A 12674-nucleotide genomic window follows, 5' to 3' on the forward strand; every position below is an offset into this window, starting at 1 on the left:
ATGGATGATGCACGAACCGATCAGACCTTATGAAATAAAATCCATATTGCCGCTGATAGCGGAGTCTGCAAGGGCATATGAAAATATGCCTGCGCTTTATTGTGGGGAAAATAAATATACCTACGGTGAGCTTGATAAGCTTAGCGGAAAACTGGCAGCCTTTTTAAAGAAGCAGGGGATAGTAAAGGGGGATGTCATTTCCGTTCTCGTTCCCCGCTGCGAATATATGACTATTGCTCCGCTTGGGATACTTCGCGTGGGAGCAGCGTATCAGCCACTGGATCCTTCTTACCCCGAAGAGCGTCTGCGCTTTATGATAGAGGATGCGGATGCACCTGTCATTATAGTTTCAAAAGAGCTTGAACATCGGATAACGTCTGCGTGTGAAGGCAGAAAACAGCGCACAATACTCTATATGGAGGATATCCCGAACCTCCCGGATACATCCGAAGTTATTTGGGAAAATGTAAGCGGTGATGACCGCTTTGTAATACTGTACACATCAGGTACTACCGGTGTGCCCAAGGGTATCGTCCTGACACATGGCAATATTTATTCAGCCTGCAAATGGCATCTGAAATATTATGAAGTGGATGATAGTTGCCGCATGGCACAGCATCCGAGCTTTGTCTTTGATCTTGCGATAGTGGAACTTTTGCTTCCGCTTACTTCAGGTGCTTCAATCTATATCATTCCCGAAGAGATAAGAACAGATTTAGGTGAGCTCAATAGCTTTCTTGAAAAGCATAAAATCACTCATCTTACCATGACGACGCAGCTTGGAAGACAGTTTGCAATGACTGTTTCAAACCACTGTCTTCGTCATCTGACTGTTGGCGGAGAAGCACTTGTATCAGTGGCTCCTCCGACCGGATACACACTGACTAACGATTACGGCCCGGCTGAGTGCACACTGTATACGACGATTTTTCCTATAGATAAAGAATATCCGGGCAAGGCGCCCATAGGAAAAGCAGTTGACGAGGTCAGATTATATGTGGTGGATGAGAACGGACAGGAGAAAGGACCGGGCGAGATAGGCGAACTTTGCATAGCCGGTCCCCATGTTGCATTTGGATATTTGAATCGACCGGAGCTTACAGAGAAATCATTTACGGACAATCCTTTTTCTGATGATCCCGAATATAAAAGGATGTATCACTCAGGAGATCTTGTCATAAGACATGAAGGCGGAATCTTCGAATTCATGGGAAGAGCCGACAGACAGGTCAAGATACGCGGAATAAGAATAGAGCCTGCAGAGATAGAGGAACTCTTAAGAGGCTATGACGGAATTGATGATGTGGTTATCTCGACTCCCGAGGTAGGAGGACAGAGAGTTATAGCCGCTTATTATCTTGCGGATTCAGAACTTGATACCAATGAGCTTGAGGATTATGTGCGCAGGTTTAAGCCTTCTTATATGGTTCCGTCCTTTTTTATACGAATAGACAGTATTCCCCTTAATACAAACGGAAAGGTGGATTATGAAAAGCTTGAGGTGCCGGATTTTGACCTTAACAAGGCTGAATATGAAGCACCGGCGAATGATACGGAGAAGGAACTGACACTAATTTATGAAGCGCTTCTTGGCATTACGAAAGTCGGAAGAAACGACGATTTTATGCGGATAGGCGGCGACTCACTTCTTACTGCAAGGCTCCTGTTTGAAATCGAAAAACATTTTTCATGCAGATTAAGTACGCGGGATATCATGGAGAATTCTATTGTTTCCGAGCTTGCTAACCTTATTGAAAAAAGGAGTCTCGAAGATACGGATTCGGGCTTTAGGGCTATCGATGAAAAACTTCTGCCGGAGCAGGATTATTATCCTGTTAGTAAAGCGCAGGAGAGAATATATACAGCCCAGAAGCTCCTTGACGATAACGATTCCACGTATCTTCTTAGCATGTCTATACTGACTGAAAAAAGGCCTGATAAGGGAAGAACCAAAGAGGTGCTTTATAAGCTTTTTGAACGTCATGAGAGCCTTCGAACTTCATTTTATATGCAGGGCTCTGATATAGTTCAGAGGATTCAGCCAGCTGACAGCGAGTGGATAACGAAGGCTGTTGAAAAGGCATATACAGAGGAAGTTCCCGCATATTTTGAACTTGAAGATGCTCCGCTTTTTAGGTGGAGTATTGGAGATGGCGGAATTACTTTCTACTGGCACCACATTATAAATGACGGCACCGGAATGGCTATGTTCGGGCAGGAATTCGCCGCTCTTTACAACGGCGAAGAGCTTGAAGATACGTCTATTCACCAGAAGGAATACGCTTCGTGGGAGCGTGAATGGATGTCATCTGATGCCTATAAGCATTGCATAGATGAATGGACAGGGCTCCTGTCAGATCATGCCGACAGCAGAGAATTAAGGCTTCCTTATGATGGAGTATTTAATGAGTCCGAAAAGGCAAAAGCAGGGCATGTAAAGCTTGAACTCGGTGATGGACTATCAAAGGAAATCGAGAAAAACTGCAGGGATCTCGGAGTTACTCCCTACATGTTTTTTGTAACGGTTTTCGCGGTTTTGCTACATAAATATACCGGAAAGAAAAGGTTTATTCTCGGAACGGCAGTGGATGGAAGGCAGCAGCAAGGCACGGTAAAACTCCAGGGAATGTTCGCAAATACATTACCGATAGCCATGAATGTAAAGGAAAGTATGACCTTTTCGCAGCTCCTTGACAGTGTCAGGGATAAGGTACTTTTCATGCTGGATAACAGGCAGGCCTCACTGGAGGACATATCAGCCGGTTATGAAAATCTTGGAGGCATAAGGCGCACTGCACACGGGCACCAGTTATTTGATGTCTTTTTTGTGATGCGTGATTTTGGCAGCGCGCTGCCTGACATGGACGGACGACCTTCGAAAATGTACTGGCCCTATGATGAGATGCCGATGTACGACCTCACACTTGAAGGCGGAATGGAAAAGGACGCATACTATTTTGTTTTCGAGTATGACAGGAATCTGTTTGATGAGGAAAGCATCAAGTGGATGAGCAGACATTTTAGTACTCTTCTTAAAGCGTGTGTAGGAAAAGAGGAGGAATCACTAAGCTCTGTTTCCATGCTGGATGAGGAAGAGAAGTCTCTTATTATGAATTATGGTTCCGGGAATGATGAGGTATTTTTATCGGACACTGTTATAGACAGATTGGGGCAGCAGGCGAAGGAGCATCCCGATAAGAAAGCGGTTGTATATGGAGAATCAGTTATGACCTATAAACAGCTGTGGGAGGTTTCGGGCAGAATCGCCGGGAGACTTTTGAAGGAATATGGTTCTCTTGAAAATGATAAGGAGAGTAAGGAGCGCTGGGTTGGCCTTATAGCGGGACGCGGCTTTTCGATGGTTGCGGCAATCTTTGGAATACTGCGCTCAGGTGCAGGATATGTGCCGATATCTCCCGAATATCCAAACGAGCGCATTAGCTTTATGCTAAAGGATTCGGGAGCTGATCTTGTGCTGGTATGCGATGCGGATTCGGACATTTGCGATGACATAGAAGAGAATTTGAATAAGCTGCCTGTCATCAGGTTATCGGAAAAAGAGTTTGGTAACGGAACTGAAGAGAAGGCTGATGAAAACTGCAGGCTTCCAAGGGTCATGCCGAACCGGAATGCTTACATGATATATACATCAGGATCAACCGGGGAGCCAAAGGGCGTTGTTGTAGAGCATGCACAGCTGTCGTCACTTCTTGATGCATATAAGAATATTTATGAACTTGACTGCAACGACACTGTTCTTCAGTTCGCAAATTTTGTATTTGATCAGTCAGTGTGGGACATTTTTCATATACTGACAGTGGGCGGATGTCTTTGTACCATCCCTGAGAATATTGTCAGGGATCCGGAAAGACTCTCTGAATACTGTGAGAACAAGGGCGTTACTGCCGCATCTCTCACTCCGGGATTTTTACGCCTGATGGATCCTGAGAGACTTACGAAACTGCGGCTCCTTGATGTCGGAGGTGAGGCACCGGATAAATCGCTTCTTACGGCATGGAGCAAGAACAGGACGGTATTTAATACCTATGGCCCCACTGAGACAACAGTAAATGCAACGAGCTTTAAGTTTGCGGACAAGGGCAGAATACTGTTTGAAGCTCGTGGTGATAAGGAAAATGTTCCAATCGGAAGGGCTATCCCGGGAACAAGGACGTATGTCCTTAGAGGTGACAGTATTTGCGGAATCGGTGTGCAGGGTGAGCTGTGTATCTCCGGAAGGCAGGTGACCAGAGGATATCACAACAGACCGGAACTCACTAAAGAGAAGTATGTAAATAATCCCTTTGGTGAGGGCAGAATGTACAGGACCGGTGACCTTGTAAGGGTGCTTAAGGATGGCAATATCGAGTTTATAAGCCGCATTGACGACCAGGTCAAGATAAGGGGCTACAGAATTGAGACAGGCGAAATAGAAGCAGCTATGCGTTCGCTCCCCGAAGTTAATGACGCTGTAGTTATAATTCGTAATAATGAAAAAGGCGAGAGACAGCTACTTGGATATTGCATTTTACAGAACGCAGAAAATTCGGATGAGGAAATCCGAAATATAAGAAAACAGCTTGAAAAACGCCTTCCGGTTTATATGATTCCTCCTGTGATCATTCCCGTTAAGGAGTTTAAGCTCACCATAAACGGCAAGATTGACAGAAGAAGGCTCCCGGATCCCCAAGATTATCGGGAAGAATTTAAAAATGTAAGTAATCGCGTCCTTCCGGCAACGCATGAAGAACGGGACCTCCTTGAGACTTTTGAGGAAGTTCTGGCTATAAAGAATATGGGTGTCACCGATGAATTTCTTTCATACGGTGGTGATTCCATAAAAGCAATAATGATTGTATCGCTTCTTCGTAAGAAGGGTTACAACGTTGATGCGGCAGATATTTTAAGAAGCCAGACGGTGCGCGGACTTAGTGCGCATATTAAGAAGGAAGAGGAGAAGAGGTACAAGGAATTTGAAAAGGTTATCCCTACTCCTGTAATGCGCATGTTCAATATGGCAAAGATGAGCAATCCGTCGTACTACGATCAGGCAGCAGCTTTCACTATCAAAGAAAGTGCTGATGCTGCGTCGCTTGAACAGGCTCTTAATGCTCTTGTCCGGTATCACGGTATGCTCAGGATGGTACTGGAAAAGGACGGCACAATAAGGATTCGTGAAAAGGAAGAAGTTAGCAGGATAGACCTTCCCGTATACAGTGATCTCGATGAACAGGAAAGAATAAAGGTAATGAATGACTTAAATGCTTCGATTGATCCTGAGAGCGGAAGGATTATGAATGCTGCTCTTTTCAGAAAAAAGGCAGGTGACAGGTTATTCCTTACCTTCCATCACTATGTGATTGATGAGGTATCCTGGGAGATTATAACTCAGGATCTTAATTCACTTTACGGTGCAAAAAGCGGAGATGTTCTGCCTCCTATGACAGTGTCATTTGGTGAATGGTCCAAGGAGCTGGCAATGTACAGCAAATCTCAGGGCTTCATCCCGGAGAAAAATTACTGGGGCAGGATACATGAAAGAATAAGTGAATACAGAGAGGTTTACAAAGAACTTCTTAGTAACTTCTTGAAAAATGACGGATCACAGGCAAAGGGATCTGGCTATATAACTGCGTCTGTAGGGAAGGAAATATCGGATAAGCTGATAAGGATTTCGGGCAGCAAGTATAAGGCGAGCCCTGCTGTAATATTGCTGGCAGGATTAGTAAGGACAATCAATGGCTTATACGGCGACAGAACTGTTTTATTCCAGATGGAAAGTCACGGCAGAGGGAAGCTGGGGAAGGATATCAGATGCGATAGAACAGTAGGATGGTTTACCGCTGTATATCCTATGCTCATTTCCGCTACTGAAGACACGGATGAGCAGATCGTTCAGGTCAAGGAAGAGCTGGCAGCTGTGCCCAATTATGGCCTGGGATACGGCCTTTTATTTGATGATCTGGTCGATATCGGCGGATTTGTTTTCAACTATCTTGGAAGCCTTCGCAGCAGCCACGGAGCTTTTATAGAATACTCCGATGAATATGCCGGCCGTGAATCGGATGCAGAGAATGTTGATCCGGGGACAATATCCGTTAATATCAGGGCGGCCTTCAGCGGTTTTGAAATTGAGTGCGTATATGACAACATCTATTCCGCTGACAAAATCGAAGAGCTTATAAATAAATACATATCATTCATTGAATCTTCGATAGAAAGCATACCTGACGAGGGAAAAGTTATTTCGCCGTCTGATCTTTGCGTCTCGGACATCATGAGTATGCGCGACTGGAACAGGCTTACTATGTCAATATCTCCTGAAGATATTGCAGCAATAGGTACTCCGACACCTCTTCAAAAGGGCATGCTGTACCGCCTTGCTGCTGAGCCCGGGACAGGCGCATATATGCTACAGGATAAGCTCCTTCTTAAGGGTGAATGGAATAAGGACGCTTTTTGTGCGGCTCTGAGTCTTGCAGCCGTTCGTTTTGATGCACTAAGAATACGTTTTGCTATAAACGGTTACGAGAAGCTTTGGCAGATAATACTTAGTGAAGGCACAGCTTCTCCTGAATTCTGTGAGATGAGCGGACTTAGCATCGAGGATATTGCAGCAAACGATTTACGCAGAGGCTTTGATCCGGAAGAAGATGTGATGCTAAGAGTAACCTTCAATGCGGATTCTGCGGACAGGGATTTAAAGGAACTTCTTATAACTTCCCATCACTGCATATTTGACGGATGGAGTTTCAGAATACTTATAGATACTGTTACGGATTATTATTTCAGATTATGCGGCGACGAGTCCTATGACGAGCTTAGGAATGAAGCGTTAAAAGGAGCTGCCGGGGGACTCGGGTTTGCGGAATATCTGCGTCTTACAGGCGACAGAGACAGCGAAAGCGTTCTCACCAAGTGGGAGGAATATCTCAGCGGAATAAATGAGGGAGCGGGAATCGGAGAATCCGCCAAAAGCGAGGGCGGAGGCGAAGCTGCTTATGTGAAACTTTTCATACAAGGTGAAAAAGAAAAGAAGATAAGGGAATATGCGAAGAACAGAGCGATTACCTTAAGCACCTTTTTCGGAACGGTCTTCGGACTTCTTCTCGGTTTTGAAAATGATATGAAGGATATCGTATTTGGAGAGACGGTATCGGGAAGAAACATAAATGCCAAAGGTATCGAAGATGCTGTAGGCATGTTTATTAATACAATACCCACAAGGATTAAATGGGAGGCTGATACACCTGTTTCCCTCGTTATGAAGGGGCGACAGGAAGATTATCTTAGTATGCAGCCTTATGAAAATGCGCCTCTTGATAAGATAATGTCCAGAAAGAAGGCGGGCACCGGTCTTATAAAAACTCTTTATGTTTATGAAAATTATCCTGCTGAGGACAGCGATGACAGATACAGGATAAGTATGGAACATGAGGAGGTTGATTATCCCTTCTCTATAGGTATAGAGGAACAGGATGGTTTCAGCGTTGAAATTCAGTATGATGAAACAATATATGAACGCGCCTATATAGACAAGCTTCTTGGCCGATATGAGAATCTGATCCTTCAGATAATATCAAATGAGGATATAAAGATATCAGACCTCGAAAGGGTGCCTCAGAGCGAGATAAGTTACATGCTTTCGGATATATCTGGAACCTGTAAGGAGTTTGGTTCTGAACCCTTTATCCACATGTTATATGAGAATGTAAAGAAAAATCCGGATAAAGCCGCGGTAATAATGGAGGGCAATACTCTAAGTTATGGGCAGTTATGGAGAGGAGCCTGTACTCTTGCGTCAAAACTCGGCTTTGGAGAGGAACGTTTCGTGGCAGTTTATGCCGACAGGAATCCCGGAATGATAGTGGCGCTGATCGCCTCGTTTATTGCAGGTGCTGCGTATGTGCCGCTGGATCCCGAATATCCGGATGATCGTATAAGCTTTATTCTTTCCGACTGTGAACCTGTGGCTGTGCTTCGGAGTATAAACCCGGGAACACAGGATAGATCAGAGCTTTTTAATGAAGCAGATTTACGTATCATAGATGTCTGCACCGAGGAACTTATTAGTCAGGAAGATGCGGATTATAGCGTGCCCAGGCCGGAAAGCGATGTGGCGGGGACTCTTGCATATATGATTTATACTTCGGGAACAACGGGAATTCCCAAAGGTGTTGAGATAGATCATGAGGCCCTTACTGTTATGGTAAGGTCCAACAGGGAATTTTTCGGTGATACGACAGATGTAATACTACAGATGGCCAATTATGTATTTGATGCCTCTGTATATGAAATATTTGTGCCCCTTGCGTACGGAGGCACAGTGTGCATGATTTCGAAGGAAAAACTTGGAAGTTCTAAAGCTATTGCGAGGTATTGCAAGGAAAACAAAGTGACTTGCATAGCGACAACAAATGCCTTTTTGCAGGCACTTAATCCGGATGACTTCGAAACCATCGATGCTGTCTGCGCAGGCGGAGATGCGGCAAACAATGATATTTTCGCAAAATGGGTAACGCATGCAAGGCTTATGGTAAATGACTACGGCCCGACCGAAGCCTGTGTCAATGCGCTCTCCTATAAATATGAGGAGGGTCACCTGGGAGCTATACCAATAGGACGACCTTATGTAAATAAAAAGGTATATATCCTTCAGGGTGATAAGCTGTGCGGAACCTTGCAAAAGGGTGAGATATGCATTGGTGGAATGGGTCTTGCAAGAGGTTATCATAACAGAGAGGAACTTAATTCCAAGGCTTTTGTAATAAATCCTTATACAAAGGAGCGCATTTATCGTACGGGTGATATTGGATATTTTGATGCGAAGGGTGACGTATATTGCCAGGGAAGATATGACGACCAGGTCAAGATTCGCGGATACCGCATTGAGACCGGAGAAATAGAAAGCCGCATAAGAGAGTTCGGATCTGTCAGGGAAGCCGCGGTTATTAGCAGAAGTGATAACGGAAGGGAAGCATATCTTGCCGCTTATATCACCTGCGACGAGGCTGTGGATACGGATATGCTTAGGGCTTATCTTAAGAAAAAACTCCCGGCCTACATGGTGCCTGTAGCGATAGTAACACTTGATATCCTGCCAAGAAATGCCAGTGACAAACTTGATAATGACGCACTGCCTGTTCCCGAATTTACTGAGAATAAAGCAGAACCTGAGGGCTATCTTGAAGAGATGATAGCTGCTCTGTATGAAAAAATACTGGGCATGGACAAGGTTGGAAGGGATGACTCCTTCTTCGAACTTGGCGGAAGTTCCCTTGATATGATGCGCCTTATCTCGGAACTTAACGGATACAACATAAGTATTTCAGATGTTGCCAAGGCGCCTACGCCAAGACTTTTCGGTGAACTCCTGCTTGAGAGATACAGAGGATGGGAGCGAAGGAAAGATGAGGTAGCTCTGCTTAAAGAAGGAAGCAAGGATAAGCCGGCACTGTTCTGTATTCCACCTTCGGGAGGAATGCCGTTATGTTATCTTCCGCTGATAAAAGAGCTTGACTACGATGGAAGAGTATACGGCCTTACGGATGATAAGTATGCACTATTTGCAGATATGACGCTTGAGGAGCTTATGGCATACGAGCCGGAAAGTGCAGACATGTGGGGCAAAACTATAGAGCATTACTGCGAAAGCATGCAAGGTCTGTTTAAGGACGGAGACTTTATTATCGGATATTCGCAGGGTGGACCGGCTGCGTTTCTTGCAGCACAAAGGCTTGAAAGTGAAGGCTTTAAAGCAGACAGGATTATTATGCTGGAAGCTCCGGAGCCAGGTGAAACATACGATGAAGAAAGTAAGTATGAAAGAATGTCTGCGGCAGCTGCAATCTTTGCGGGAAGGACAGAGACAAAAATCGCAGATCCCGGCGAGGAGGATAGCCTGTCTGAGAGAACATTTTTTGAAAAGTATCTTAAAGAAAACTTCGCAGATAACGCTAATGATGCTCTGCTTCACGCTATATTTGAAACCTACCTGGTTTATTCATCAAACGTGATGAACAGCGTCAATATTAGCGGGAAGGTTAAGGCAGAGATAGACAGTGTCGCCCTTTACGGGAAAGGTGATATGACCGAAGCGGAAGCTGCAAGAAGCGATAATGATTCATGGAGCGCATATTCACAGACAGAAGGAGAGGCCTATATTATCGGCGGACCTGATGACGATCATCTTGCATTTTTATCTAAATATAAAAAGCAGATATCGCAGATATTGAAAACACTTATGAGGTAGATATAAAGGGGAGATAAGCAGGTGGAAAATTTAGTCAGTCCAAATGACAGCGCTTATTCAAAGCGCGCTAATGCTGTTGCGACAATACTTTTCTTCATTTTGACGGTTTTGATTTTTTTACCAATATTGCTTGTGTTTATCGTATCGTTCTCAACTATGGACAGTATCACGGAAGTTGGGTACAGTTTTTTCCCGAAAGGGCTGTCACTCGATGCATACCGGTATCTTATGAATTCCGGGAGCTATCTGGTAAGAGCCTTCTTTAACTCTGTCCTGATCACCGTCTCTGCAACGCTCCTGGGACTTTTTCTGATGTGTCCCATGGCGTATGTCATATCGAGAAAAGAATTTCGTTATCGCCAAATTCTTCTGGTATTTCTTATGATTCCGATGCTGTTTTCCGGAGGAATGGTTGCCAGCTATATGGTCAACACACAGGTGCTGCATTTGAACAATACCTATTTTGCACTGATCCTCCCGGGATTATGTTCCACCTGGTACATTCTGATTCTGAGGAACTATTTTCAAAGCGCTATTCCGGATTCCCTTATTGAGTCGGCAGGTCTTGACGGATGTCGTCATCCGCAGATATTTCTTTTTATTGTTGTTCCGGTGGCAAAGCCTGTAATAATGACCGTAGCCGTCCTTCAGATGTTTTCATTCTGGAACAGCTGGTATCCGTCCCTTTTATACATTGACAGCAATCATACCGAGCTTTATCCGCTTCAGTATGTACTTGTAAATATGGAGAGAAGTATAGATGCCATAACAAAGGATGCACAGTACTTATCGGGAATGCAGGCGAGCGTTGCTCCGGCTGCTACTATACGTATGGCGATGGTAGTAATAGTTGTACTTCCTGTTATGATACTGTTTCCGTTTTTCCAGAAGTTTCTGACCACAGGAATGACTGTAGGTGCTGTGAAAGGATGATTATGAAGAAAGCTTATCTGTATTTTTCCATAATTTTTCTCTTAATGCTGATCCTGACAGGCTGCAGTATAAGTTCAGCTAAGGGAGACGATGACATAATTACTCTCAGGTGGGTTACCTATGACAACGGAAGCATCCCGCTGGATGCCAAAGAGGTGATAACTGCGGCTAACAAAGTATCAGCTGAAAAAATCGGAGTGAAAGTGGATCTGGAATTCCAGCCCAGTGAAAAGATCAATCTGATGATGGCTTCAGGCGAGTACTATGACATGGTTTTTACCAGCTCATGGCTAAACAGCTTTGATAAAAATGCGGCTGCTGGATGCTACCTTGATATAACTGAGCTCGTGCAAAGAGAGACGCCTGCGCTCTATGATACCATCGGAAAATACTGGGATTGTGCAAAGCTGGAGGATAGGATATACGGCGTTCCCACTCTTAAGGATATGGGCGCTGAAGAAATGTTCAGATTAAATGCCGATTATTTTGAAGGGCAGAAGGGGATGACAATTCCGGAAGAGATGACCTTTGATGAACTGGAACCCTTCCTTGAAACTTATAAAAATGACTATCCTGATAAATATCCACTGGCCATGGATAAGAGTGGAGTTCCGGGGTATCTGAACTGCGTTGAGAGAATAGTGGATGGCATAATTGTGATCCCTTATGACTGCGATGATGAAGCGGTAAAGGCGATTCCTTTTTGGGAATGCGATGAACTTGTGAATAAGTACCGCACACTTCATAGGTGGTATTCCAAAGGATATATACATCCGGATGCAGCTACGATTCAGTCGACGGCAGCAGACATTTCCATCCCTGTAAGGGGCGGTGTTGCCTGGAGAGGATATAAGGGATATTCAAATCCGGATCAGTGGGGATTTAACGTGAAGACCTCAATCTATGAGGGACCGTATCTGTCCCGCTCAAGTGAGCAGGGGGCTTTGTTTGCCATATGTGCAGCCTGCCCGGAAGAAAAAGCGGTGGCATGCCTTAAGTATCTCGAGCTCCTTAATACGGATCAAAAGTTCAGAGATATTCTCGCTTACGGGATTGAGGGAACACATTTTGAATATCTGGATAATGGAACAATACTTAGACTTCCGGCAGGAAATGACAGATACCATACGGGATTGTATCAGACGGGATCGGCAGTAAGTGCATCAGTTGAATCTGTAAGCAGGACTATTTTGGCGGATCCCGATCAGTGGAAGCTTGTATATGAGGGATATGTTGAGGACGGCATTTACAGCAGAGCCGGCGGCTTTGCCTACGATCCTGTAAATAATGAGGATATAATAACCGCTGTCAGAGCTGTCTACAGTGATTATTCCACTGAACTGTGCACGGGAACCAGCGACCCGGACAAGGTTATTCCAGAGATAAAAAAGCGAATGGAAGCAGCAGGAATAGATGAACTTTTGGATGATATAAACAGTCAGCTTCAGGCTTGGGAATCTCAGGCAAAATGAGACATAAGCCAATATTG

Annotated in this window: 3 protein-coding genes; all 3 read left to right on the forward strand. The window is 44.6% G+C overall.

Features of this window, described 5'->3' with window-relative positions:
- Positions 1–4: 4 nt before the first annotated feature.
- Genes BLR42_RS05710 through BLR42_RS05720 form a run of 3 tightly spaced genes read left to right on the forward strand, consistent with a single transcriptional unit; the run spans position 5 to position 12657 of the window.
- Complete coding sequence (locus tag BLR42_RS05710) at positions 5–10252, forward strand: non-ribosomal peptide synthetase (RefSeq protein ID WP_091867374.1); 10248 nt, start codon at positions 5–7, stop codon at positions 10250–10252.
- A 21-nt stretch (positions 10253–10273) separates the two neighbouring features.
- Positions 10274–11185, forward strand: coding sequence for a carbohydrate ABC transporter permease (locus BLR42_RS05715; RefSeq protein WP_091867376.1), 912 nt, complete (start codon positions 10274–10276; stop codon positions 11183–11185).
- 2 nt (positions 11186–11187) lie between these two features.
- Positions 11188–12657 (forward strand): ABC transporter substrate-binding protein, encoded by a 1470-nt coding sequence (locus BLR42_RS05720; RefSeq protein WP_170832645.1) that lies wholly within the window; start codon positions 11188–11190, stop codon positions 12655–12657.
- Positions 12658–12674 lie beyond the last annotated feature (17 nt).

The sequence above is a fragment of the Butyrivibrio sp. INlla16 genome (genome assembly GCF_900104155.1).
GTDB lineage: Bacteria > Bacillota > Clostridia > Lachnospirales > Lachnospiraceae > Butyrivibrio.